The sequence below is a fragment of the Kribbella sp. NPDC059898 genome (assembly GCF_042730855.1).
GTDB lineage: Bacteria > Actinomycetota > Actinomycetes > Propionibacteriales > Kribbellaceae > Kribbella.
In genome coordinates this window covers 255,895-280,401 of sequence record NZ_JBHWKR010000004.1, presented here as the reverse complement: position 1 = coordinate 280,401, position 24,507 = coordinate 255,895, and the positions used below count along the sequence as shown (strand labels likewise).

Annotated in this window: 27 protein-coding genes; 9 read left to right on the top strand and 18 right to left on the bottom strand. The window is 68.9% G+C overall.

Annotation, left to right across the window (positions count from 1 at the left end; all coding sequences use genetic code 11):
• The first annotated feature begins 7 nt into the window (after positions 1-7).
• From ACFV9C_RS15380 to ACFV9C_RS15360, 5 genes are all read left to right on the top strand, one after another.
• Positions 8-1,282, top strand: a complete 1,275-nt coding sequence (locus ACFV9C_RS15380; RefSeq protein ID WP_380194026.1) for a magnesium transporter MgtE N-terminal domain-containing protein — start codon at positions 8-10, stop codon at positions 1,280-1,282.
• Positions 1,272-1,784 carry a DUF1003 domain-containing protein gene (locus ACFV9C_RS15375; protein WP_380194024.1) on the top strand — a complete coding sequence of 171 codons (513 nt, stop codon included), beginning with the start codon at positions 1,272-1,274 and terminating at the stop codon, positions 1,782-1,784. Before ACFV9C_RS15380 ends, ACFV9C_RS15375 begins: the two co-directional genes overlap by 11 nt.
• Positions 1,785-1,827: 43 nt before the next feature.
• On the top strand, positions 1,828-2,727 hold the full coding sequence (gene htpX / locus ACFV9C_RS15370) for a zinc metalloprotease HtpX (protein WP_380194022.1): 900 nt from the start codon (positions 1,828-1,830) through the stop codon (positions 2,725-2,727).
• Between the two features lie 4 nt (positions 2,728-2,731).
• Complete coding sequence (locus ACFV9C_RS15365) at positions 2,732-3,295, top strand: hypothetical protein (protein WP_380194020.1); 564 nt, start codon at positions 2,732-2,734, stop codon at positions 3,293-3,295.
• Positions 3,296-3,511: 216 nt separating this feature from the next.
• Complete coding sequence (locus ACFV9C_RS15360; RefSeq protein WP_380194018.1) at positions 3,512-4,657, top strand: Mrp/NBP35 family ATP-binding protein; 1,146 nt, start codon at positions 3,512-3,514, stop codon at positions 4,655-4,657.
• Here the strand turns inward: ACFV9C_RS15360 and ACFV9C_RS15355 are convergent.
• On the bottom strand, positions 4,631-5,221 hold the full coding sequence (locus ACFV9C_RS15355) for a TetR/AcrR family transcriptional regulator (protein WP_380194016.1): 591 nt from the start codon (positions 5,219-5,221) through the stop codon (positions 4,631-4,633). The two genes, ACFV9C_RS15360 and ACFV9C_RS15355, sit on opposite strands and share 27 nt — an antisense overlap.
• Before the next feature lie 89 nt (positions 5,222-5,310).
• On the opposite strand from ACFV9C_RS15355, the gene ACFV9C_RS15350 reads away from it, so the two are divergent.
• Positions 5,311-5,730 carry a hypothetical protein gene (locus ACFV9C_RS15350; RefSeq protein WP_380194015.1) on the top strand — a complete coding sequence of 140 codons (420 nt, stop codon included), beginning with the start codon at positions 5,311-5,313 and terminating at the stop codon, positions 5,728-5,730.
• On the opposite strand, the gene ACFV9C_RS15345 is transcribed toward ACFV9C_RS15350, so the two are convergent.
• The 7 genes from ACFV9C_RS15345 to ACFV9C_RS15315 form a co-directional block, all read right to left on the bottom strand.
• On the bottom strand, positions 5,731-6,069 hold the full coding sequence (locus ACFV9C_RS15345; RefSeq protein WP_380194014.1) for a sec-independent translocase: 339 nt from the start codon (positions 6,067-6,069) through the stop codon (positions 5,731-5,733). It lies immediately after the preceding gene.
• Between the two features lie 57 nt (positions 6,070-6,126).
• Complete coding sequence (locus ACFV9C_RS15340; RefSeq protein ID WP_380194012.1) at positions 6,127-7,437, bottom strand: S1C family serine protease; 1,311 nt, start codon at positions 7,435-7,437, stop codon at positions 6,127-6,129.
• A gap of 407 nt (positions 7,438-7,844) precedes the next feature.
• The gene (locus ACFV9C_RS15335; protein ID WP_380194010.1) at positions 7,845-8,897 is read right to left on the bottom strand and encodes a sigma-E factor regulatory protein RseB domain-containing protein; all 1,053 of its coding nucleotides are present in this window, start codon (positions 8,895-8,897) and stop codon (positions 7,845-7,847) included.
• 3 nt (positions 8,898-8,900) lie between these two features.
• Positions 8,901-9,503 (bottom strand): anti-sigma factor family protein, encoded by a 603-nt coding sequence (locus ACFV9C_RS15330; RefSeq protein WP_380194008.1) that lies wholly within the window; start codon positions 9,501-9,503, stop codon positions 8,901-8,903.
• Positions 9,500-10,147 carry an RNA polymerase sigma factor SigE gene (gene sigE, locus ACFV9C_RS15325; RefSeq protein ID WP_380194006.1) on the bottom strand — a complete coding sequence of 216 codons (648 nt, stop codon included), beginning with the start codon at positions 10,145-10,147 and terminating at the stop codon, positions 9,500-9,502. Before sigE ends, ACFV9C_RS15330 begins: the two co-directional genes overlap by 4 nt.
• Positions 10,148-10,297: 150 nt before the next feature.
• Positions 10,298-10,519, bottom strand: coding sequence for a biotin/lipoyl-binding carrier protein (locus tag ACFV9C_RS15320; protein ID WP_380194004.1), 222 nt, complete (start codon positions 10,517-10,519; stop codon positions 10,298-10,300).
• 86 nt (positions 10,520-10,605) lie between these two features.
• Positions 10,606-13,368, bottom strand: a complete 2,763-nt coding sequence (locus ACFV9C_RS15315) for a sugar-binding protein (RefSeq protein WP_380194002.1) — start codon at positions 13,366-13,368, stop codon at positions 10,606-10,608.
• A gap of 101 nt (positions 13,369-13,469) precedes the next feature.
• On the opposite strand from ACFV9C_RS15315, the gene ACFV9C_RS15310 reads away from it, so the two are divergent.
• Complete coding sequence (locus tag ACFV9C_RS15310; RefSeq protein ID WP_380194000.1) at positions 13,470-14,468, top strand: LacI family DNA-binding transcriptional regulator; 999 nt, start codon at positions 13,470-13,472, stop codon at positions 14,466-14,468.
• Here the strand turns inward: ACFV9C_RS15310 and ACFV9C_RS15305 are convergent.
• From ACFV9C_RS15305 to ACFV9C_RS15280, 6 genes are all read right to left on the bottom strand, one after another.
• Positions 14,441-15,304, bottom strand: a complete 864-nt coding sequence (locus ACFV9C_RS15305) for an NAD-dependent epimerase/dehydratase family protein (protein WP_380193998.1) — start codon at positions 15,302-15,304, stop codon at positions 14,441-14,443. The two genes, ACFV9C_RS15310 and ACFV9C_RS15305, sit on opposite strands and share 28 nt — an antisense overlap.
• Complete coding sequence (locus ACFV9C_RS15300) at positions 15,301-16,185, bottom strand: carbohydrate ABC transporter permease (protein WP_380193996.1); 885 nt, start codon at positions 16,183-16,185, stop codon at positions 15,301-15,303. Before ACFV9C_RS15300 ends, ACFV9C_RS15305 begins: the two co-directional genes overlap by 4 nt.
• Positions 16,182-17,024: a carbohydrate ABC transporter permease gene (locus ACFV9C_RS15295; protein WP_380193994.1), complete on the bottom strand. Its 843-nt coding sequence runs from the start codon at positions 17,022-17,024 to the stop codon at positions 16,182-16,184. Before ACFV9C_RS15295 ends, ACFV9C_RS15300 begins: the two co-directional genes overlap by 4 nt.
• Before the next feature lie 34 nt (positions 17,025-17,058).
• Positions 17,059-18,432, bottom strand: a complete 1,374-nt coding sequence (locus ACFV9C_RS15290) for an extracellular solute-binding protein (protein WP_380193992.1) — start codon at positions 18,430-18,432, stop codon at positions 17,059-17,061.
• Positions 18,433-18,557: 125 nt separating this feature from the next.
• Positions 18,558-18,899, bottom strand: coding sequence for a hypothetical protein (locus ACFV9C_RS15285; RefSeq protein ID WP_380193990.1), 342 nt, complete (start codon positions 18,897-18,899; stop codon positions 18,558-18,560).
• A gap of 39 nt (positions 18,900-18,938) precedes the next feature.
• Positions 18,939-19,811: an SIS domain-containing protein gene (locus ACFV9C_RS15280; RefSeq protein WP_380193988.1), complete on the bottom strand. Its 873-nt coding sequence runs from the start codon at positions 19,809-19,811 to the stop codon at positions 18,939-18,941.
• Between the two features lie 119 nt (positions 19,812-19,930).
• Between ACFV9C_RS15280 and ACFV9C_RS15275 the strand changes: the two genes are divergently transcribed.
• Together ACFV9C_RS15275 and ACFV9C_RS15270 are read left to right on the top strand one after the other, a co-directional pair.
• On the top strand, positions 19,931-20,713 hold the full coding sequence (locus ACFV9C_RS15275; RefSeq protein ID WP_380193987.1) for a DeoR/GlpR family DNA-binding transcription regulator: 783 nt from the start codon (positions 19,931-19,933) through the stop codon (positions 20,711-20,713).
• 151 nt (positions 20,714-20,864) lie between these two features.
• Positions 20,865-21,554, top strand: coding sequence for an O-methyltransferase (locus tag ACFV9C_RS15270; RefSeq protein ID WP_380193985.1), 690 nt, complete (start codon positions 20,865-20,867; stop codon positions 21,552-21,554).
• A gap of 361 nt (positions 21,555-21,915) precedes the next feature.
• On the opposite strand, the gene ACFV9C_RS15265 is transcribed toward ACFV9C_RS15270, so the two are convergent.
• From ACFV9C_RS15265 to ACFV9C_RS15250, 4 genes are all read right to left on the bottom strand, one after another.
• Positions 21,916-22,191 (bottom strand): hypothetical protein, encoded by a 276-nt coding sequence (locus tag ACFV9C_RS15265; RefSeq protein ID WP_380193984.1) that lies wholly within the window; start codon positions 22,189-22,191, stop codon positions 21,916-21,918.
• 87 nt (positions 22,192-22,278) lie between these two features.
• Positions 22,279-23,001, bottom strand: coding sequence for an alpha/beta hydrolase family protein (locus tag ACFV9C_RS15260; RefSeq protein ID WP_380193983.1), 723 nt, complete (start codon positions 22,999-23,001; stop codon positions 22,279-22,281).
• Positions 22,998-23,993: an amidohydrolase family protein gene (locus ACFV9C_RS15255; protein WP_380193982.1), complete on the bottom strand. Its 996-nt coding sequence runs from the start codon at positions 23,991-23,993 to the stop codon at positions 22,998-23,000. Before ACFV9C_RS15255 ends, ACFV9C_RS15260 begins: the two co-directional genes overlap by 4 nt.
• Positions 23,990-24,505: a 3-hydroxyanthranilate 3,4-dioxygenase gene (locus tag ACFV9C_RS15250; RefSeq protein WP_380193980.1), complete on the bottom strand. Its 516-nt coding sequence runs from the start codon at positions 24,503-24,505 to the stop codon at positions 23,990-23,992. The genes ACFV9C_RS15255 and ACFV9C_RS15250 overlap by 4 nt, the downstream gene beginning before the upstream one ends.
• Positions 24,506-24,507: the final 2 nt, after the last annotated feature.

The following is a 24,507-nucleotide window of genomic DNA, read 5'->3' as shown; positions in this document are numbered from 1 at the left end:
TTCCGGCATGACTGGATCACCGTCGAGGGTGTACGTCGCTCGGCTGGCAGGGCTGCCGGTGTACGACCCCAACGGCGACCAGGTCGGCAAGCTCCGGGACGTGGTCGCCATGATGCGCCAGGGCGACCAGCCGCCGCGGGTCCTCGGCCTGGTCGTCGAGGTGTTCACCCGGCGCCGGATCTTCCTCCCGATGACCCGGGTGACCTCCCTGGACGTCGGGCACGTCATCACCACCGGCCTGCTGAACATGCGGCGTTTCGAGCAGCGGCCGACCGAAGTACTCGTGCTGGGTGAGCTGCTGGACCGGACCGTCACCATCGCCGACACAGGTGCCACCGCGGTCGTCTTCGACATGGCCATGGAGCAGTGGCGGACCAGGGACTGGCTGCTGACCAAGGTGGCGGTGCGGGAGGGCTCCAAGCGGTTCCGTCGGCGCGGCCAGACGCATGTGTTCGACTGGAGCGACGTCAGCGGGTTCACCCAGGTGGAGGAAGGCCAGGGCGCGACCCACATCCTCGCGGCCTTCGAGTCGATGCGCCCGGCCGACCTGGCCGGCGTACTGCATGACCTGTCCCCCAAGCGCCGTAAGGAGATCGCGGCGGCGCTGGACGACGAGCGGCTGGCCGACGTACTCGAAGAGCTGCCCGAGGACATCCAGGTCGAGATCCTCGACGGCATGGACACCGAACGTGCCGCGGACGTGCTGGAGGAGATGTCCCCGGACGACGCGGCCGACCTGATCGCCGAGCTGCCGACCGAGACCGCCGAGCGCCTGCTGACGCTCATGGAGCCTGACGAAGCAGAAGACGTACGGCGGCTGCTCACGTACGAGGAACACACGGCCGGCGGTCTGATGACGTCGGAGCCTGTCATCCTGCCTGTGGACGCCACCGTGGCCGACGCACTCGCCCACGTGCGCAACGCGGACCTCAGCCCCGCACTGGCCGCCATGATCTACGTCTGCCGGCCCCCGCTCGAGACACCGACAGGACGGTTCATCGGCATCGGCCACATCCAGCGGCTGCTCCGGGAACCCCCGTCCGAGCTGGTGTCCGCAGCACTCGACACCGACCTGGACGGACTGCGTCCGGACGACAGCCTGCAGACCGTCAGCAAGTACCTCGCGACGTACAACCTGGTCGCCGCACCCGTGCTCGACGACGAGGGCAGGCTGCTCGGGGCGGTCACCGTGGACGACGTACTCGACCATCTGCTCCCGGACGACTGGCGGGAGCACGATCACCCGGACACGCCGCAGGAGGTGGGCCACGATGGCACGTGACGACCGCAGGACGCTCCGCGGGAGTACCCGGCTCGACATACCGCGGGACTGGCGGCGGACGTTCGTACCGCGGCCGACCTACGACGCGGACGCGTTCGGCCGGCTGTCCGAGCGGATCGCGCGCTTCCTCGGCACCGGGCAGTTCCTGGTCTACATGACCGTGACGATCCTGTTCTGGATCGGCTGGAACATCTTCGCGCCGGCCGGCCTGCGCTTCGACACCTACCCGTTCATCTTCCTCACGCTCGCGCTCAGCCTGCAGGCGTCGTACGCCGCCCCGCTGATCCTGCTCGCGCAGAACCGGCAGGAGGCCCGGGACCGGGTGCAGTACGAGCGGGACCGCGACGTCGACGCCCGGACCCGCGCGGACATGGAGTTCCTGGCCCGGGAGATGGCGTCGCTGCGGATGGCGGTCGGCGAGGTCGCCACCCGGGACTTCCTGCGCTCCGAGCTGCGGTCGCTGCTGGCGGATCTGGACACGCGCGAGGACGATCGGGTTTGACCCCGAGCTACCCTCGCTATCAGGTGAGGAAGAAGGACGTGGGATGAAGACTCGATTCGCGCCCGACCGGGGGCTGTCCAGCCGGATGGTGATCACGAGCTTCCTGCTCGGACTGCTGTACGTCGCGTTCGTGGGCGTGCTGATCGCGCTGACCAGGAGCGCCGTGCTGGCGGTCGTGATCGCGGGCGGCATGCTGTTCGTGCAGTACTGGTTCTCCGACCGGATCGCGCTGTACGCGATGCACGGGCGGATCGTCACGCCGGAGGAGGCGCCGGAGCTGCACGGCACGATCGACCGGCTGTGCGCACTGGCCGACATGCCGAAGCCGCGGGTCGCGATCGCCGACGTCGACCTGCCGAACGCGTTCGCCACCGGACGGAACCCGAACAACGCGGTCGTCTGCGTGACCACCGGCATCATGCGCCGGCTCGACCAGGACGAGCTGGAGGGCGTGCTGTCGCACGAGCTCTCGCACGTCGCGCACCGGGATGTCGCGGTGATGACGATCGCGTCGTTCCTCGGCGTACTGGCCGGCCTGATCACCCGCTTCGGGCTGTACGGCGGCCTCGGCCGCGGCAACCGCGACCAGAACGCGGCGCTGGTGATGCTGACCGTGATCGCGGTGTCGGTCGCGGTGTACGCGATCTCGTTCCTGCTCACCCGGGCGCTGTCGCGGTACCGCGAGCTGGCCGCCGACCGAGCCGGCGCGATGCTGACGGGCAGACCGTCCACACTGGCGTCGGCGCTGACGAAGATCAGCGGCGACATCGCCCGGATACCGTCGCGCGACCTGCGCCAGGCGCAGGCGTTCAACGCGTTCTTCTTCGCCCCCGCGATCTCCGGCGGCAAGAGCGTGTCGGCACTGTTCTCCACGCACCCGTCGCTGGAGACACGCCTCGACCGCCTCGGTGCACTCTCCCGCGAGCTGGGCGAGCAAGCTTAGACACATGGGCCTTCTCGACATCCTGCTCGGGCGCAGCAAGGCTGTGCCGCCGAACCTCGACCAGTTGTTCTCGCTTCCGTCGGCCGCGATCACGTTGGAGACCGCGGCCGACTACCGTCCGACCGGCAGCGGGTCCGTGTGCTTCAAGGCGGCCGAGGGTGGTGGGTTCACCGCGCTGCGGGACGAGGTCGACAAGCTGCTCGCCCTCGACAACGGCAAGTTCACCAGTACGACGGACTCGTACGGCTTCACCTGGCTGGTCCGGCAGACGGCACCTGACGACCTGGAAACGCTCGTCACCGACCTGCACGCCGTCAACACGTCCCTGGTCGACGCGGGCTTCGGCAACGCGCTCCTGTGCACCCTGGTCGCCTTCACCGACGGCACCGAGCCCCTGGGCCTGGTCTACCTGTACAAACGCGGCTCCTGGTACCCGTTCGTCCCGGTCGGCGCCGACCGCCGCGACAACGCCAAGGAACTCCAGATCAAGTCGGTCGTAGGCGCAGACCTGAACTTCGAGCAGGACCTGTCCCGCTGGTTCCCCATCTACGGCGCTCCCGGCCTATAACCCCGCCCCCAGGCCCAGCCCCCAGCCAAACTCCCGGCCCCCGTTTGAGTGGTTAACCTCTCAAGTTGCCCCTTCACACGCCGCATGCGAGCTGCGAACGGGCCGTTTGAGAGGTTAACCACTCAAATGCCGGGCTGGGAGCGGAGGCGGTGGTTGGGGGGGTATCTCACATGGACCGTGGTCGGGTGGATCGGGGCGAGCACGTAGCCTGGGGGCATGGCTCCCACTGCTGATCAGGTGACCACCGCGCTCGGTGGTGTGCTGGACCCGGAGATCAAGAAACCGATCACGGATCTCGGCATGGTCGAGTCCGTCGTCGTCCGGGACGACGGCGTGGTCGCCGTACGCATCCTGCTGACCGTCGCCGGCTGTCCGATGAAGGACACGCTGCGCCGCGACGTCACCGCCGCGGTGAGCAAGCTCGACGGCGTCACCGGGGTGGAGATCGACCTCGGCGTGATGTCGACCGAGCAGCGGGCAGCCCTGCAGACCCAGCTGCGCGGCGGCGTGGCCGAGAAGGAGATCCCGTTCTCCCGGCCGGACTCGCTGACCAAGGTGTTCGCGATCGCGTCCGGCAAGGGCGGCGTCGGCAAGTCGTCGGTCACCGTCAACCTGGCGGTCGCGATGGCCCGCCAGGGCCTGTCGGTCGGCGTCCTGGACGCGGACATCTACGGCCACTCGGTGCCGGCCATGTTCGGGGTCGCCGACGAGCGCCCGACCGCCGTGGACGACATGATCATGCCGGTGCCCGCGCACGGCGTGAAGGTGATCTCGATCGGCATGCTGAAGCCGAAGCGCGACCAGGTGGTCGCCTGGCGCGGCCCGATCCTGGACCGCGCGCTCGTCCAGATGCTCGCGGACGTGTACTGGGGCGACCTCGACGTACTGCTCCTGGACCTGCCGCCCGGCACCGGTGACATCGCGATCTCGGTCGGCCAGCGGCTGACCAGCGCCGAGGTGATCGTCGTGACCACCCCGCAGGAGGCCGCCGCCGAGGTGGCCGAGCGGGCCGGCACGATGGCGCAGATGGTGCACCAGCGGGTCGCCGGCGTGGTCGAGAACATGTCGTACCTGCCCTGCCCGCACTGCGGTCCGGAGCACCGGATCGAGATCTTCGGCTCCGGCGGCGGCACCCGGGTCGCGGAGACGCTGTCCGCGCGGCTCGGATACCAGATCCCGCTGCTCGGCGAGATCCCGCTCGACGAACGGCTCCGCTCCGGCGGCGACCTCGGTCAGCCGCTCACGCTGGCGGACCCGGACACCCCGGCCGCGCAGATGCTCGACAAGATCGCGGCAACGCTCGGCGGCAAGCCGCGCGGGCTGCTCGGCCGCCAGCTAGGACTCTCCCCCGCCGGTCGCTGACCAGATCGGACGGAGTACGTCGAGCCCTTCCGCGACGTACTCCGCGACCGGCCGGACACCGCCGTCCAGGTACCACTGCTCGAGCGCCGAGAAGTACCCGAAAACCAAGGCGTTCGCGGCCACCCGTGCCTGCGTGTCGCTGAGGTGCCCGCCGGTCATCAGCGGCGCGATCCGCTGGCTCGCGCGGTCCAGTGAGGCGCAGAACGCCGTCCGGACGGACGGCTCCTTGAAGAAGTACCTGATCCGCCGCCACGGGATCGGCTCCCGGTCATCCGGTGCGACCTCGTAGTCGCGGACGATCCGCGTCATCGTGCCGACCGGGTCCGCCGGGTCGAACAGCTCCCGGAGCGCCTCCTCGCTCATCGTGTCGAACTCGTCGGCGACGATCAGCCCTTCCTTGGTGCCGAAGTACCGGTACACCGACGACGGCGACACCTCGGCCGCTGCGGCGATCTCCTCGATCGTCACCGCGCCGAACCCGCGCTCGTCGAACAGGTCGAGCGCGCGCTCCTGGATCGTCCGCCGCGCCTTCACACGCCAGCGTTCCCGCAGACCGGTAGCCATGCCCCGACCTTAGAGACAGTTCCGCGCTTCAGCAAGTGACTCTCTAAAACTCTTGACCAGGCGTCACTGCCGTTCGTACAGTCACTTGCATGAGACAGTCACTTTCAGAAAAGCGCACAGCACTGATCGCCGTCGGCCTCTCGGTCCTGGTCGCAGTGATCGCGATCGTCGACCAGACCGGCAGCCGCAGCCTGTTCGAGCACGCGTCCCGCGGGTACGCGGCGTACGGCAAGCACGCGTCCGCTGGCGCCCTCTACGGCATGCTGTACGGCGTTGCCGTCGTCAACGCCCTGCTCTGGTTGCTCGTCGCGGGACTGGCCCGCTCACACCGCCTGATCGCGGCCGGCGTCGGCGTACTCGTCGTACTGCTGACCGCCTCGCTGGGCATCACACTGCTCGCGGCCTCGGAGTACGGCGTCCACCCGTACCCGCCGCTCTGGGGCCTGCTGACACTCCTGCCCGCGGTCGCCGGTGCGGTCGCTACCGGCTTGTTGTTCCGGCGGAGGTGATCAGGTCGACTCGGGGTCGAACGGGGGCTTGGCGCCGGCCGGGAGGCGTTGCGGGGTGTTGTCGCTGCTCATCTCGGTGACGGACTTGACCTCGTCCTCGATCGGGTCGAGCAGGTGCTTGCGGACGAAGTTCTTCGGGTTCAGGTCCTGGAGCTCGAGGTCGGCGTACTCCGGGCCGAGCTCGTTGCGCAGGTCGTTCTGCGCGTTGTTGACCATCTGCCGGACCTGGCGCAGCAGCCGGCCCGCCGTCCGGGCGAACTCCGGCAGCCGATCCGGTCCGAAGACGAGTACGGCGACGATCGCGATCACGACCAGTTCCAGCGGCCCGATGCCGAACATGTCCTCACCTCTCCGTACGTTCCCGGACCAGCCTATCCCCAGGCCGGCTGTGGCGCCTCAGCCGATCTGCTGGCCGAGGGTGAGCGTCACCGTGCGGGAACGTCCGGCGCGCTCGTACGCGAGCCGGACCGCCTCCCCCGGCTGGTGCGTGCGGATCGCGACGATCAGCACCTCGGCGCTGTCCACCGCCTGGTTGTTGATCGCGGTGATCACGTCGCCGACCCGCAGCCCGGCCTTCGCGGCCGGCGACCGCGGCGTCACCGCGCTGACCCGGCCGCCGCCCTCGAACGTCATGTCGACGCTGGCCCCGATCACCGGGTAGGACGCCTGACCGGTCGCGATGATCTGCTGCGCGGTCCGGCGGGCCTGGTCGATCGGGATCGCGAACCCGAGCCCGATGCTGCCGCTCTGGCCGCCACTGGCTCCGGCCACGGTGGCGATCGCGGAGTTGATGCCGATCACCCGCGCGTTCATGTCGACCAGCGGACCGCCCGAGTTGCCCGGGTTGATCGCCGCGTCGGTCTGCAGCGCGCTGATGTACGACGACGCCTGGCCGGTGTCGTCGCCGGTCGTCACCGGGCGGTTCTTCGCCGAGATGATGCCCGAGGTGACGGTGCCGGCCAGGCCGAGCGGCGAGCCGATCGCGACCACGTCCTGGCCGACGATCGCCGCGTCGGAGCGGCCGAACTGCACCGACGGCGCGGTCAGGCCGGCCACCTGGACGACGGCCAGGTCGTACGCCGGGGAGCGGCCGACGAGCCGGGCGGTCGCGGTCTTGTTGTCGTTGGTGACGACCTGGATCGAGCCACCCTTGGCCGCGGACTCGACCACGTGGTTGTTGGTCAGGATGTGCCCGAGGTTGTCGATCACGAAGCCGGAGCCGGTGGCGTCGGAGTTGTCGGCGCCCTGGACCTTGAGCTGGACGACGCTCGGGAGGAGGGTTGCGGCGACCGCGGAGACCGAGCCGGTCTTGATCCGCGGGTCGGCGCCGGTGCCGATCGGCGGGTCGGGCTGCTGGGCGATCGGGGCGTTGTTGCCGTCCAGGGCGACCACCGCGGTGGCTGCGCCGGCACCGGCGAGGACGCCGATGACAAGGGCGACCAGTGCGGCGATCGTGACGACGCGGTTCACCTTCGGCGGCTCGGAGGTGTAGGAGCGCGCCTGCTGCTGGTGCCAGTCGGCCGGTGGCGGCGGGAGGTAGGCGGGACGGTACGGCGGCTGCTCGGTCGGCCAGGCCTGCCCTTGGTACAGCGGGCGGAAGCTGGCCTGCTGCTGCGGCTCAGGCCGCCCGAAACTGCGCTGCGTGGTCGACCGCCCACCGTTCGTCTGCCGATAAGCAGCATCCGACCCCGGAGTCTGCAGAGGCATAGCCCCCGCCCCCACCGGAGGCGGCGTCAACGCCGACAACGGCGATCCCCCACCCACCACAGGCCCCGCCGTCAGCGGACCTGCTCCGGCCACCGAGCCGCCCGTTCCGGAACCCTGCGCGGCGGAGCCGCCCGCTGCATACCCCGCGGTGGGGCCGCTCGTTCCATGGGCCGGGGCGGGTCCAGAACCCGGCGTGGAGGGGCCGCTTGCCGGCGGGGGTGGGGTGGTGGCGAGGGGGTCCGGGGAGGCAGGGGTGAGCGGCAGGGGTGCGGTTGGGTCCGCGGTTGCCGGGGTTGGAACTGTCGGCTCGGCGTCGTCGGTCATTGACGGTCCCCGCCTCACGTCTTCGTCGTGGTCGTCGGTCGGAAGCCCGGGCCGGAGGTAACCGGAGGTGCTTCCAGATCTGATTATCCCAGCTTCGGGGACAGTGCACCCATCGGAGTGAGCCAGGTCGCGATTTTCGCCAGCCCGGTCCCCAGCCGCTGGATCGCGGACAGCTTCTCCGGCAGGTCGTGCGGGAACGACCGAACCACCTGTCCGAGCTCATCCGCCGGCAGGTCCCCGATCAGCGTGTAGACGATCCCCCCGGACGACCAAACGACGTACGACGGCATCCCGTACCGCAGGTACACCCCAGGACTGTCCGTGGTGCTGTACCCCCGCACAGCGGACGGATCCAACGCCCCACGCTGCTCGAACACCGACACGTTGAACAACCCGTCGGAGTACGAGAACTGCAACGAGCCGTTGGTGGTGTCCTGGTGCACGTCGTACAGCTTCAGCGACGCCGGCAGATCCGGCGCACAGACCCAGCCCGCGGACCGCAGATCGTCGACCTTCCCCATCCCGACCGCCTCGACACCGCTGGGCAGCATCGGCGGCAAGTGACCGAGGAACTCCGAGCTCTCGATGTGCAGCTCCGTGAACACGGTCGCCCGCACCATCGTCTTACCGTCCGCACTGAACAACTGCCGCTGCAGCAGCAACCCGGTCGCCTTGTCGATCCAGAACCGCGCAGCCAGCGTCTGGTCGTCCCGCAGTGCCTCCACGAGTACGGCGGCCCGCCCGATCAGGTCGGTGCAGCACTTGTCGACCAGCTGGTACGTCGACTGCAGCAACGCCAGCGGCCCGCCGTCGATCGCGGCGTCCGTGGTCGTCGCCCGCTGCACGAACGCCTTCGCCCCGGGCGCGGACGACCCGAGCACGCTGATCTCCGACCCCTGCGACGCCGCGTGCAGGATGTCGAACATCGCCGAACTCGCCCCCTGCGGTCCCCAGGACGTGATGATCTGGGTGCCGTGGTACGAGACATGGTTCGGCGCGGCGGCCGCCCTCCGCAACCAACTGACCGCAGTGGGTGAATCAGCCTTCGACACCGCGGGTACGGCGGCAGCGGACGTGGGCAGGCCGAAACCGATCAGGGCGGTGCTGACCAGAATGGCGAGCCGGGAGAGGCTCACCGGTCAGCGCCCTGCGAGGGCCACCGGCCGCAGCGTGGAGCCCAGCCCGGCATACCCCGTCGGGCTGTACGTGCTCATCAGCGCGACCGGGTCCGCGAACGGCGCTCCGCCGGACGTGGTCGCGTGGTCGGAGGAGAAGCTCGCCACCGGCGGCTGCAGGGCCGGCGGCTGCTCCGAGCGGGACGGGTCGCCGACGACGAACGCCGTACCGAGCAGGGAGGCCACGGCCGCGGCCGAGCCGGCTGCCCCGAGCACGCCGGCGCGGCGGCGGGAGCGCGTGCGGGTGGTTCCCGGCCGGGTGCCACCCGACCGCCCGGCCGGGAACGCGGACCGCTGCGGGAACAGGCTGACCGCCGGCGTGAGCACCGGGCGGACCTCCTCGCGCGGCTCGGTCGAGAACGACGAGACGCCCATCAGGCGCTGCATCAGGTCGGTCGGTGCGTCCGGGGTGTCCAGCGCGGCCATCCGCGCCTTCAGCCGGCGCTGCGCGTCCACCTCGGTGCGGCAGCTGTCACAGCTGACCAGGTGGCTGAGGACCTTGTCCCGGGAGTCGTGGTCGAGCTCACCGTCGACGACGGCGCTCAGCTTGTCCAGCGGGTGCGTCATCCGAGGTCACCCCCGTCGAACAGCCCGTCGGTGGGCGGGCCGCCGACCCGGGTCTGCCCGGGCCCCGGGGCCCGGTGCTCCAGGTGCTTGCGCAGCATCGACCGGCCGCGGTGGATCCGGCTCCGGACGGTGCCGAGCTTCACGTCCAGCACGTCCGCGATCTCGTCGTACGTCATGCCCTCGATGTCGCACAGCACCACGGCGGCGCGGAAGTCCTCGGGCAGCGCGTCGAGCGCGTCCTGTACGTCGTGGTCGAACAGGTCGGAGTCCAGCTTCTCGGCCGGCCCCTCGCCCTTGGCCGGCAGCCGGTCGTGGGCGTCCTCGGGGAGACCGTCGAAGCGGATCCGCTGCTTGCGGCGGGCGCCGTCCAGGAACAGGTTCGTGGTGATCCGGTACAGCCAGCCCTCGAAGGTGCCCGGCGTGTACGACGACAGCGAACGGAAGACCCGGACGAACACTTCCTGGGTGAGGTCCTCGGCGTCGTGCTTGTTACCGGTCAGGCGGTAGGCCAGCCGGTAGACCCGGGCCGAGTGGGTCCGGACGATCTCGTCCCACGACGGCAGCACCTCCGGCGCCACCTGCACCGTCGACGGCTTCACCGCGACGCCTCCCTGGGTCCTCTCGGCAATGAGCGTGAAGGCCATGGTGCCGCGGTCACCGTCCTCTGCGCACGTCGGGAAAACCCGGGTCGGACCCTGGTTTGTTCGTACGACGGCTCAACGCGGCGCCGCGACCGGAAGTTCCCGGCCGGTGCCTTCACCGGTAAAGACGCGTTGACGGGCATTTCGGTTGAATCAGGTCTCCTCGATCACGGCGATCGGATCCCCGTCGCGGACCACTTCGCCCTCGACGACCTTCAGCTCGGCGATGGTGCCGGCCACCTCGGCCAGCACCGGGATCTCCATCTTCATCGACTCCAGGATGACCAGCGTGTCATCCGGACCCACCGTATCCCCGGCCTTGGCTGTGACCTTCAGCACGTTGGCGACCAGCTCGGCCAGCACGGTGTGACTCATGAACCGATCCTAGGCGGGCGCCGGAGGTTCGGCGTAGGTGCCCCTCGGGCAGCGTTCCAGGGCACCTACGCCGAGTTTCGGGTCGGCTACCGAAGGGCGGCCGGGTCGAGGCGGATCGCGTTGAACAGGGCCGGGTTCTTGGTCTCGGCGACCCCCTTGCCCCAGCTCAGCCAGCCGCGGCGGCCGGTGCCGTCGTTCTCGTTGACGACGACGGTGGCCGACAGCAGCCGGTCCTTGGCCGCGAACCCGAGCGTGCTCCACGGCACCGCGATCTCGTACGTCGTGGTGTGCGCGGCCTCGTCCCGTACGACCTTGGCGTCGACGCCCGGCGGCACACCGGTCTGGCTGGTCGGTGTCCAGCGCCAGGTGTCCACCGGGCCGGCGTCCGTCAACGCGACACCGATCTCCTGCGCCGCCGTGGCTTCACCCGGCGCACCGGCGGTCATGCCGAGCTGGATCCCGTCGCCGCCCCAGATGTTCCCGCCGCGGTTGGGCTGCGAGAACACGTCGTCGGTGACCTGGGCCGACAAGTACAGGTTCTGGTCGTCGTGCGTGAGCCATAGCTTCCCGGACAGGTCGCTAGGCCCACCCCAGCCGGTAACCGGCGGCGTACCGGTCCCTTCGAGCGCGATAGCCGGCTGCGCAGCCACTGCCGGGTCGATCACTCCGTCCAGCTTCACGCTGTACCGATTGGCGACAGTCAACGGACTCGCGAGCGCCAACGTGCCCGACGCGCCAATCGCCGTCTCCCCCACCCGCCGCAAGCTCGCGGACCAACTGGAAGCACCTGTCAGGGCAATCGGAACGTCAACCTCCTGCGTGGCATTCGGAGCGATCGTGCAACCAGCCAGCAACGTCCCGGACGCCGTACCGGACTGCCAGTCCAGCCCCGCGACCGGAATCGCATGTGAGGAAGCGTTGGTGACCCGGAACCGCAGCAGGTCCTTCCCACTCCCGTTGAGCACGTGAGAAGCAGTCACCGAGAGCGGCGGCGTCGCAGACCCGCTGGCCGACACCAGGCCGACAGCCTGTCCGTCAACGCTGACAGTTGCGCGGTAAGTGCGCGCCCCGGTCGAGTCCTGCGCCGGGTAGGTGACCGCAGCGGTCGCAGTACCGCCAGCAGCAGCCGACCCGCTCGTCTCAGCGCCACCTGCGGCAACAGTGAACGGGTGCGCGACAGCGTCCGGGTTGCTGAACGTCAGCGTGCCCGTAGCCGCGTCACCAGCGATCTCCGGCCCCACCGACAGCGCGAACCGGTTGGACGGCGCGACACCGGTAATCGCACCTTTCGCGTAGAACGGGTCCGGCCCAGCACTCACCCATACGTGGCCACCGGCGTCAGCCGTCAGCGTGGACGTCTCGCCGTACAGGCTGGTGATCTGGACCTGTGAGCCGGCAGGCGCCGCCAGGTTCACCAGGCCCGGCGTCGTCGACCACACCGCGTGCACGCTCTGTCCACCACCGGCGTTGAACGCCACGTCGTACCCGTTGGTGCCGAAGCGGGTCTGCCCGGTCAGCGGCAACTCATCGATCTGCCGGGCCAGGACGGCCGTGGCGACGTACGACGGCTTGGGTACCAGCGCACCACGGGCGTCGAGCCGGTTGCGCACCATGCCGAACCGGTGCTCCACGTTCGACGGGTCGTTGCCGGAGTCCATGAAGTTGTAGGAGCTGTAGCGGGCCACACCGTTGCCGTACGACAGCAGCTGCCCACGGATCAGGTCACGCGCCTGAGCCGGCTCCGACACCGCGCTGGGGTTCGTACCGGTCGCCCAGCCCTGTTCGGTGATGTAGATCGGCTTGGTGGAGCCATGCGCCGCCATGATGCTGCGGATGGTGTTCACGTACGCCACCGAGGCCTCAGGGTCCAGCGGCTGCACGTACGGGTGGATGGTGACCGCGTCCACGTAGTCCAGCCCACCGAGGTCGGCGAACTTGGTGAACCAGCCCTGCCAGTCGTTGATGACCGCCAGCGACGGCCCCGTCAGCTTCACGTCCGGGTGCTTCGCCCGTACGGCGGCACTCACGGTCTTCAGCAGTGCGACGTAGTTCTCCGGGCTGGCCTTGGCGGCACCGTTGGGGTCTCGCAGGTTCCACTCGTTCCACAGCTCGTACGTCGTGTGCTCGGTCCCGAACTCGTCCACCGCGGCGACGGCGTACCGCGCGAACGCGGCCCGCTGCTCGTCCGTCGACGGTGCCTCGTCCGGGTAGTACAGCGGGTTGCCGTAGTCGAGGATGTTCAGGAAGTCGACGTGGTTCGCGTCCAGCGCGGCCTTGTAGTTCTTGACGTTCTGCGGGAACTGGATGACGCCCTTGGTGGTCTCCGCGGCCGCCCAGAACGCCTCGTCACGCGCGGTGGAGATTCCACCGTTGGCCAGCAGCGGTACGGCGTCCAGCCCGGGGTTGGCGGCTCCCCCGAACCCCAACGCTGTCGCCGTACCGATCCGGGTGTCCGTCGACGTGGAGAAGTCGTGCGGCGTCAGTACGGCGAAGTCCGTGCCGCCGAGGGTCGTCGTACCGTCCGCGGCGACCGCCCTCAGGTCGGTCTGGTACCAGCCGGGCGTACTGATCGACAGGGGCAGCTGGCCGTTCAGCGCTGAGGCGGCAGCGGAGCCCTTGGCGACCTCGGTGCCGTCGGCGTTCCGGACGGTCCAGGTGACGGTGGCCGCGTCGGTGCTGAAGCCAAGCTTCACCTGCTGGCCGACGGTGAAGGTGTTGCCGACCGTGGTCGGCGTGATGGTGAGGCTGGGCGCGGCGGTGGTCGCCGCGCGGGCGGGTGACTGAAGTACGGCGGCCAGCAACAGGCCGGCCGTGAGCAGACTGACTGCGCCGGTGCGGCGACGGGTCATCGAATGCTCCTCTCAGGGGTGAGCGAAAGCGGTTTCGCAGATCACACCCTGATACCCGGCGCGCCCCGTGTCAACGGCTCGTTGCTGACTACGATGGGAAGATGGCCGACCAGGTGATCACACTGTCCGATGTGGCCGCCGCGGCCGGAGTCTCGCTGTCGACGGCGTCCAAGGCGCTGAACGGCACCGACCGGATCTCCGACGCCACCCGCCAGCACGTACGGGTGACCGCCGACCGGCTCGGTTTCCGGCACAACGCGCTGGCCCGCTCGTTCGCCCGCGGCCGCAGCCAGACCATCGGCGTGCTCACGCACCGCGCGTCGAACCCGTTCACCCGCGTGGTGCTGGCCACCGCCGCCACCGAGCTGGGCGCGAAGGAACAGGCCATCCTGCTGTACGACGCCCGGATGGAGGAGCAGGACGACGTCAACGAGAGCATCCTGCAGCTCCGGGCCCGCCGGATCGACGGTGTGATCGTGATCGGCACCAGCACGTCGTTCCGCACGCCGTCGTTCACGAGCCGGTTCGACGTCCCGGTGATCAACGCGTTCACGGTCCCGGACGACCCGCGGGACACCACGATCACCGCCGACGACCACGCGATCGGGCGGCTCGCGATCAGCCATCTGCTGACCAGCGGGCGGCGCCGGATCGCGCACCTGACCGCGGAGCCGTACGACATGGCCGCGCAGCGCCGGGCCGAGGGCGCGGAGCGACTGCTCGCCGACGCCGGGCTGCGCTGGGCGGCACCGGTGCGCTTCGGCCGCTGGCGCGAGGAGTGGGGCGAGCAGGCCGCGGCCGAGCTGCTGGCCGAGGCCCCCGACATCGACGCGATCTTCTGCGGCAGCGACGCGATCGGCCGCGGTGTCGAGCGGGTCATCGCGGCCAGCGGCCGGCAGGTGCCCGGCGACGTCGCGCTGATCGGCGTCGACAACTGGGAGAGCCTGATGCACGACCAGCGCGGCACCCGGCACCTGACCACGATCGACGTCGGCCTCGAGGAGATCGGCCGCCGGGTCGCGAACCGCCTCCTCGAGGGCGACCTCGAGCCCGGCGTCGAGTACGTCGAGCCTCATGTGGTGATGGCGGACACCGTCTGATCGTGGATCGAGTGCCGCGGGGTGAATCCCAGCAGCTCACGCGCCCGGCTGGTGTCGACGAGCGAGTCACGTCCCTGGACAGGTCGCCGCAACGGCACGGTCGGCGCGTACTCGCGCAGGAGCTCTTCGGTAGGCCTGTCGATGAGGATGTCGTCAGCCGCGAGGCCTACGACGTGCGCTCCGGCCGCGGGTGACTCCAGCGCGGCGATGATCGCCCGTACGCCGTCCCGCAGGTCCAGGTACGCCCAGCCCTCCCGGGCCATGATGGAGGGGTCCCGGTCAGCCATGGCCGCGAACTTGAGCAGCTCGTCGCGGTTCTTGACCAGTGGGAACCGCAGGGCGATCACGTTGGTACCCCAGCGCCGCCAGGCCATCCGTGCGCTCTGCTCGTCGACGCTCTTGGACAACGAGTACGCGTCGGCGATGTCAGCCTCCACGTCCTCGTCCAGCGGGTAGTACGCCGGCACCACGTCGTTCACGTTCATCGGTACGCCGAAAGCGTTGATGCTGCTCGCGATCACGGCCCGGCGTACCTGCTGCTGTCCTGCCTGTGCCAGCACGTTGAACGTCGCAGCAACGTTGTTCTCGAACACCTCCTCCGGCGTGCCGAGGCTGGGGTGCGGAATGGCCGCCAGGTGCAGTACTGCGTCCACACCGTCGAGTGCGGCGGCCACGTCCGTCGCCGACCGTGCGTCGCCGACCAGTGGACGGTCCGCGGTACTGGTGTGGTCGTAGCGCAGCGACAGGCCGGTCACGTCGTACCCCGCCTGCTGCAGGCCGATGACCGCGGCACGGCCGATCGAGCCGTCGGCACCGGTGACCAGAACGCGTTTCACGCCTTGATTCCCCCAGACAGGCCCACGCCACGCAGAAATGCTCGCTGGAAGACCAGGAACAGCAGCACCGGGATCAGCAGCGCCAGGAACAGCCCCGCCAACTGGATGTTGAGCTCCGTCACCTTGGCGATCTTGGGCAACGCCACCGAGACCGGCTGCAGATCCGGATTCGTCAGCACCAGCAGGGGCCACAGGTAGTCCTTCCACGAGGAGATGATGCTGAGCAGCACGACCACGCCGAGGATCGGCCGCGACAGCGGGAGCACGATCGACGTGAACACCCGGAGCGACCCGGCGCCGTCGATGCGCGCCGCTTCGAAGTACTCACGGGGAATGCTGTCGAAGAACCGCTTCACGACGAGCACGTTGAACGCACTGGCCGCTGGTGGCAGCCACACCGCCCAGAACGTGTTGGTGAGGTTGGTGTGCACCAAAGGCAGCTTCAGCACGGTCAGGTACAGCGGGACGAGCGAAACGATGTGCGGTACGAACAGCGTTGCCAGGATCAGCGCGGACAACAGCACACCCCAACGCGGTCGTAGCACGCTCAACACGTAGCCGGCCGTCGTACAGACGATCAGCGACACAACCGCCGTACCTGCTGCGATGTAGGCGGTGTTGGTGAGGTAGTAGCCGATGTGGCCTTGCTGCCATGCGGTAGCAAGGTTCTGCCACTCCACGCGACCGGACGGGAACCAGCCGAGTGGTGAGCGGATGCTGTCCTGTGTCGGCGAGATAGCTGCCTTGAGCAACCACAGCATCGGTCCGAGACCGGCAACGACCAGCGCGATCAGTACGACGACCTGTCCGATCACGAACGGCACCCGTACTCGTGAGAGCCTGCGGTCCGCGTCCGACAGCGCACCGCGCTCGTCACTCACTCGGTGCTCCAACCACGTGTCGCCAGCTGGAACACAGCCGACAGTACGGCGAGTGCCAGTGCCAGGAGGACGCTCAACGCGGTGGCCGCGCCGTAGTCCCCGTTGACGAAGGCGTAGTTGTAGATGAGCAACAGAATCGTCATCGTCGACCCCTGTGGTCCGCCACCGGTGAAGAGCAGTGGCTCAGTGAACAGCTGCATCGTCCCGATCACCTGCAGCAGAAGCATCAGCAGCAGTACGCCGCGCAGGTGCGGCAGCATGACGTGCCACACCCGGCGTACGACTCCTGCACCGTCCAGCTCGGCCGCCTCGTAAAGATCAGCGCGTACGGACGTCAGGGCAGCCAGATAGATGATCACTGCGTTGCCGGCACCGGCCCAGGTGGCCTCCAGCACGATCGACGGCATCGCCGACGACGGACTGTCCAGCCACGGGTACGGGCCGAGTCCTACGGTGCCGAGGATGCTGTTGAACATTCCTGTCGGCGACGGGTCGTAGAAGAACCGCCAGAGCAGGATGGCGACCACGGGCGGCGTGATGACCGGCAGATACGCCAGTGTGGTGTACAGCCACGACTTGCCACGCAGCTCGGACAGGAACATCGCCAGCAGCACCGGCACCGGGAAGCCGAACAGCAAGGCCAGCAAGGTGAACCAGAGCGTGTTCAAGGACGCCTGACCGACACCAGGGTCGGTCAGCACGTACTTGAAGTTGTCCAGCCCGACCCACTTCACCGGATCGACCAGGTTGGTCTGCTGCAGGCTCATCACGAGGCCCTTGACGATCGGGCCCCACGAGAACACCACGAAGACCAGGAGCACCGGCAGTGCGAACAGCACCGCCGGTACTCCGTTGCGCAGACGGCGGAGCAACTCAGCGCCCGAGCTTCGCGTCCACGGTGCCCGCGGCCTTGCTGAGCAGCCCGGGGATGTCGGCCTTCTCGTTGCCCAGCACGGTCTGCACCACCGGGTCGAGCGCGGCGTACACCTCCTGAGCCTTCACCGGCGGCTCAGGGATGATCTTCTGGCCGGCCGCCACCTTCGTGTACGGCGCGAAGTTCTCCAGCGGCACGTTGACGTACGGCTTGATCCAGGACTGGTACTTCGAGTACTGGTCGGCCGCCACCACCGGCAGCCCCGGTACGCCGACCGGGAGCTTGGCCGCCACGCCGTTCTTGGCGCTGGTCACCGCGGCGGTCTCGTCGACGTACTTGTTCAGGTAGTTGAACCGGATCCACTTGATCGCGGCCGCCTTCTCGGCGTCGGTCGCGCTCGGGCTGACGATCTGCACGCTGCCGCCGGACAGGGTGCCGTGGTCGCCGTCCTGCTGCGGCATCGGGCCGACACCGAGCGACGACGCCTTCAGGCCGTTGATGTCGACCAGCGTGTGGTACGCGTCCGGCGCGGACATGTACATCCCGATCTTGCCGGCCGCGAACGCCTTGGAGATCCCGTCGACGTCGTAGAGCACCGCCTGCCCCATCGACTTGTCGACCCACTTCATCTCGTGCAACGCCTGCAGCGCTGCCTTCGACGGCGCGTCGTCGAACGTCGCCTTGCTGCCGTCGGCGTTCTCGATCGACCCGCCGAACGCATACGTCTGGGTGGTGAACATCCAGCCGCCGGTGTTCTTCGTGGTCATTTGCGCGTATCCGGCCTGGCCGGTCTTCTGCGCGATCAGCTTGGCGTCCGCGCGCACCTCGTCCCAGGTGGCCGGCGGCTTGTTCGGGTCCAGCCCGGCCTTCGTGAACAGGTCCCGGTTGTAGACCAGGCCGACCGAGTAGGCGGCCGTCGGGACCGCGAACACGTTGCCGGACTGGTCCTGGGCGATCTTCAGCACGTTCGGGTTCAGCTGGTCCAGCAGGCCGTCGTCCTTGAGCACCTTGGTCAGGTCGGCGACCTGCTTGCGGGCGATCATGCCCTGCGGCTCGGTGAACGGCACGTTCAGTACGTCGGGGAGCTGCCCGCCGGCCGCCTGCGCCTGGAACGTGGTCGGGTCCCAGATCGTCTCGACCGGCTTCAGCTTGATGTCGGGGTTAGCCTTCTCGAAGTTGGCCACCCGCGCGTCGAACTGCTTGCGGTTCTCCGGGTCGGAACTCGGCGGCCGGTCACCGACCGTGATCGTGACCTGCCCGCCTGGGCTTGATCCGGTACCGGAATCGCCGCCCGCGGACGGCGCACTCGAGCAGGCCACGAGCAGGAACGGCACGGAAAGCCCTGCAGCACAACGGATTGCAAACCTGTTCATCGGAACTCCTCTGCGGGGATGTCGGTCGGCGGTATCGGTCTACCGGCCGCCCGTTCCGCACGGTAGCGCAAGCGCTTTCGCAGATACCAGACCTCAAGCGAAACTGCTTTCGCAACGATTTGGCTTCAGCCCTGGCGGGCGCGGTGCGCGGCGACCCGCATACGGGTGGCACAGCGCGGACTGCCGGTCAGCTTCAGTACGACGATCGTCCCGGTCTGCCGGCCCCGCACGCCCGCGGGTACGCCGAGGTCGACGGCCGGCTGGTCGACGGGACGCTGATGAACGCGTCGCTCGACGGCGCCGCGGGCGAGATGATCTCCACCACCGGCGACCTGAACAGGTTCTTCGCGGCGCTGCTCAGCGCCGCGAGGCGCGGCGAGCTGCGGGGCTACGTTTCCGCAACCCCGCTCATCGACTACGGCCTCGGGCTGCAGCGCCTCCACCTGTCGTACAACCCGCTCGGACACCGATCCGGCGACGACCCTCTTCGCCTTGTTCGGGCGGGTCTACTGCTGATCGTCGAGGATGACCGAGCGGGTCAGGCTGCGCGGCTGGTCCGGATTCAGGCCGAGGGCGAGCGACTTGGCGACGGCGACCCGCTGGGCGACGACGAGGGACGCCATCGGGTCGAGCTCGGGGTGCTGCACGACCGTCGCGCCGGTGGCCTTCACGTCGTCGATCAGGCCGGCCGGTGCCTCGCCGAAGATCCAGACACCGCGGCCCGGCTGCGCGATCGCGATCGGGCCGTGCCGGTAGTCCATCGCCGGGTACGCCTCGGTCCACGCCGACGCGGCCTCCCGCTGCTTCAGCGCGGCCTCGTGGGCCAGCCCGACGGTCCAGCGGGTGCCGACGTACGTGACCTGCTCGAGCTTCGCGAGGTCGTCGACGTCGAGGGTCAGCGCGGTCTGAGCGTCCGCGGCGGCCTTCGACAGGTCCTCGCCGAGCGACGCGCGGAGCAGCGCCAGCGTGGTGGTGGCGAACCGGGTCTGGACGACGGACTGCTCGTCGGCGAAGTCGAGCAGGATCGTCCGGTCGGCCAGGTCGAAGATCGGCGACCCGGCGGTTGCGGTGATCGCGACGGTCGGCAGCTCGGTGTCGCGAATCAGGTCCAGCACCTCGGTGGTGGTGCCGGAGCGGCTGATCACCACGACCGCGTCGTACGTCCGGTCCGCCGGGAACTCCGAGCCCGCGAACGCGTCGGTCTCGCCCTGGCCGAGGTCCTCGCGCAGCGAGGCGTACGCCATCGCCATGAACCACGACGTACCGCAGCCGACCGCGGCGACGCGCTGACCGGCCGTCGGAAGTGAACCGCCGTACTGCGCGAAACCCTCCGAGACCTGTCGCCAAAGGTCCGGCTGAGTGGCGATCTCAGTGCTCACAAATGGCTCTTGGGTCATGTCGTCTCCGCACTTGTCATGGTCGAAACTGCTCGAACGTGATCGAATGGTGCCAACCAGCCGCCACCCGGCTGACCGATTGTGTGAAGGAGGAGCCCCGGGTGAAGCGTTATGAACGCCTCAACACCTTGCTCGAGTCGCTCGCCGAGAAAGGCGCCATCGACGTCGACGAGCTCGCCGAGCAGCTGCACGTGTCCGCGGCCACGATCAGGCGTGACCTGGACCATCTCGGCAAGCAGCAGCTCCTCACCCGGACCCGCGGCGGCGCGGTCGCCAACGCGGTGTCGTACGACCTGCCGCTGCGCTACAAGACTGCGCGTTTCGCGTCCGAGAAGCAGCGGATCGCGCAGGCGGCGGCCACGCTGGTGCGCCGCGGCATGGTGATCGGGATGAACGGCGGGACCACGATCTCCGAGGTGGCGCGCACGCTCGCGACCCGGCCGGAGCTGTCCGCGGAGCACGGCGAGCCGGCGTTCACGCTGGTGACCAACGCGCTGAACATCGCCAACGAGCTGATCGTCCGGCCGCACGTGAAGATGGTGCTGACCGGCGGCGTCGCGCGGCCGCAGTCCTACGAGATGATCGGGCCGCTGTCGCACCGGATCCTGTCCGACCTGTCGCTGGACATCGCGTTCATCGGCGTCGACGGGATCGACGAGACCGGCGCCACCGCGCACCACGAGGGCGAGGCGAACATCAACCAACTGATCGTCAGCCGCGCCGCGAAGGTGGTCGTGGTGGCCGACTCCTCCAAGCTCGGGCAGCGCGCCTTCGCCCGGATCTGCGAGCTGAGCGAGATCGACACCCTGGTCACCGACGCGCAGGCCGACGACAGCCAGCTGACGGTCTTCAAGGAAGCCGGCATCGACGTCATCCGGGCCTGATCCCAACTCAACACACCTCCCTCACCAGGTGAGCCACGTCTCGATAAGACGATCATATCTGATCAGGGCAAGGTTGTTATGAGCAGGAGTGCGCAACCTCCGCGCGTGCAGCACGGAAAGCGCACGGCCAACCGCTAGGCTTCGGTGCAGCATGGGTACCGCAGCCGCACATCAGCCAGCCGACCACTGGGAGGACGCCATCGCCACCGGCATCGACCCGACGTCCTGGGCGTACGCCGAGGACTACACCGGTGAGGACGAGGTCGTCACCGGCGCGCGGGCGAGCGCCGCGGACAGCGGTGTCGCCCCGATCGGCCCCGGCACGGCGGCCGCGCTCAGCCTGCTGGCCGCCGGCGCCGGCGCGAAGGCGGTCGTCGAGATCGGCACCGGTACCGGCGTCTCCGGTCTCGCGCTGCTCCGCGGGATGCGCCGCGACGGAACCCTGACCACGGTCGACATCGACGCCGAGAACCAGCGGCTGGCCCGCAAGACGTTCCTGGACGCCGGCGTCGCCTCGAACCGGTTCCGGCTGATCGCGGGCGCCGGCCTGGACGTCGTCACCCGGCTCACCGACGGCCACTACGACCTGGTCTTCTGCGACGCCGACCGCCGCGAGAACACGGCGTACCTGCACGAGGCCCTCCGCCTGCTCCGCCCCGGCGGCACGGTCGCCTTCGCCGGCATCCTCACCGGCGGCAAGGTCGCCGACCCCGCCCACCGCGACCCCGACACGATGGCCCTCCGAGACCTGATCCGCGCCGTCCGCGACGACGACAACCTGGTCTCCGCCCTCCTCCCGACCTCCGAAGGCCTCCTCACCGCCGCCAAACGCCTGAAGTAGGCGCAGTCGCACGGCACTCGCCTGGACGCAGTCAGTAGCGAACGGCCTTCAAAATCAGCCAATAGAACCACCAAATACACCAAGATCTACGTCGATTAGTAGGTTTGTTGGTTCTATTGGACGACGGCACGGCCGGTGTGCTGCGGAACCGGAGCGCGCAAGATCTGGCCGACTACCGGAAGTCGCTCGGCTACCTGTTCCAGGAGGACTGGCACCCGCTGTACACCGGTCTGCTCCTCCACCGACTGCTGTGGTCCGAGACTGCGAACCCAAGGCCGAGCAGAAGGTCAGCCCCGAAGGCACCGGACGGCAGCTGTCTGGCGACGGATCCCCGAGGAGAGCTGAATGCCCGGCGCGCCCGTCAGGGACAGCTGAGGTCGGTGGCTTGCATTTGCCAGAGGGTGCCGCCGGAAGGGCTGAAGGCGCCGTACACGTTGCCGGCGGCCTCGTGGTCGGCGTAGAAGGTGTCGCCGTACGACGCGACCCCGACCATCTGGCCGCCGGCATAGACCCAGCGCGCGCCGTCATGGATGACTGTGCAGGCGGCGGGGAACGTCGTGGCCTGCGCGGGCTGCGCTGCCATCAGAGCACTACCTGCCAGCGCGACGGCGGCCGCCGCGGGAATCAGCTTTCGCACGTTCGGCTCCAACACTCGATTTACTGGTCTGGGCCAGTCTGGCTGGTGGTGGAGGTAGGACCAACCCTTTCGAGAGGGCCCGAAGGGTCATGCGGTGAGGCGGGTCAGTTCGGTGGTTACCTCGTGCCAGGGGTCGGACTGGGGGTCGATCAGTTGGTAGTGGCCGCACTTGTCGACGCGGTGGAGGTGGGAGGTGGGGTGGGCGGAGTGGTAGGACTCGGTGAGGGAGATGGGGACCACCGAGTCGTTGACGCCGTGGAGGAGGGTGACGGGGGCTATCGGGGCGGGGAGGTGGACCGGGTCGAGGTCGTTGCGGACGCCGCCGCCGATGAAGGCCTGTACGGCGCCCTTGTCGAGTTTCTGCTGGTCCGCCATCAAGAGGTCGGCTACCGGCGCAAGGGCGAGCACGCCGCGCAGGCGGACCGGGTTGAGGGTGGCTGCGGCCCAGAGCGCCAACTGTCCCCCGGCGGAGTGGCCCATGAGGACGTACCCGGCCTGTACGTCGACCAGGTCCGGCAGCACGTCCAGCGCCGTACGGATGTCGGCCGTGGAGACGTCGGGGTTGCCGGGCTCGCGGCGGTACTCCAGCAGCAGCACGGGCCAGCCGAGGTCGGACAGGGCAGCACCCAGCGAGCGGGCGTGCACCCGGTCGTACTGCGGACGCCAGAACCCGCCGTGGATGAACACCACGAGCGGCCGGTAGTCCTTCGCGTGCCAGTAGTCGATCACCTGGTCCGCGTGGTCGCCGTACCGCAGCTCCTGATCGGGATCGGGCGCCTTGCGCGACAGAACCGACCGGTCCTCACTCATTCCGACCTCCCGAGGTAGCGCAAGGCGTTCGCTGTCAGCAGTTTGTGCTGCTGTTCCGCGGTCAGGAAGCCGGACTTCCGTACCACCTCCCCGACCGGCCGTTCACCCAGTGGATAGGGATAATCACTGCCGACCAGAACGCGGTCTTCCCCCAAGGTATCGACAAGTAGTCGCAAAGGTGCTGATTCGAACACCACCGTGTCGACCAGGATCCGGTCCAGGTACGTCGACGGTGGGTGCTCCGAGCAACCGCGGACGATGTCGCCGCGCCGGTGCCAGGCGTTCTCCAGCCGGCCGAGCCAGAACGCGAAACTCCCGCCCCCGTGGGCGAAACAGATCCTCAGCTCCCGAGGCAGTACGTCGAACGCGCCGCCGAGGATCATCGCCAGCAGTGACAGATGCGTCTCGGCGGGCATCCCGGTCAGCCAGCGGGCCATCCAGCGGTCTAGCCGCGGTCCCCCCGGCATGTCCCACGGGTGCACGAGGACCGGCGTACCGGTCTCCGCGCAGTGCTTGAGGAAGGCAACGATCCCGGCGTCGTCGAGGTCCTTGTCGCCGACGTGGTTGCCGATCTCCACGCCCACGTGCCCGGCGGCGCGAGCCCGGTCCAGCTCGGTGCACGCCAGGTCCGGGTCCTGCAACGGGACCTGGCAGAACGGTACGAACCGCGGATCGCCGGCCAGCGTCTCCAGCGTCAGGTCGTTGAAGATCTCGGCCAGCTTGACCGCCTGCTTCGCCGGCCGCTCGTAGGAGAAGAAGACCGGCGTCGGCGACACCACCTGCAGGTCGATGCCGTCGGCATCCATATCGGCACGCCGTACGCCGCGATCCCAGGCCTGCGGCCCGACCGGCCGGAACTCGGTCGACCCGACCATGATCATCGCGGCCCGCTCGGAGTCGATTCGCAGCCACGGCCAGCCGTCCCCGCCGCAGGCCGCGGCGAGATCAGGCCAGCCGTGCGGGACCAGATGGGTGTGGACGTCGACAGTCATTTACCTGGGTGCACCGTGCCGCAGGCCGGGCAGGTGCGGGCTTCCACGCTCTCGTAGAACGCCTTGAACACCGGCGGCAGGTCCGCGACGATGTCGTTCACCTGCAGCTCGACCTCGTGCACGATGCCGTTGCAGTTCGCGCAGTACCAGCGGAACTTCTCCAGCGTGCCGGGTTCGCGGACCCGCTCGATCACCAGGCCGATCGAGTCCGCGTCCCGCTGCGGCGAGTGCGGCATGCTGCGCGGCAGCATCCACATCTCGCCCTCGTTGATGTCCACCCGGGCCGGTCCGTCGTCGGTCATCACGTCGACGTGCATGGTGCCCTTGATCTGGTAGAAGAACTCCTCGTACGGGTCGACGTGGAAATCGGTTCGCTGGTTCGGTCCGCCGACCACCATCGTGATGAAGTCGTCCCCCGTCGGAAACATCTGCTTGTTGCCGACCGGCGGCTTCAGCAGGTGCCTGTTGTCCTCGATCCACTGCGGAAAGTTCGTCGACTCCAGGTTGGCCATGT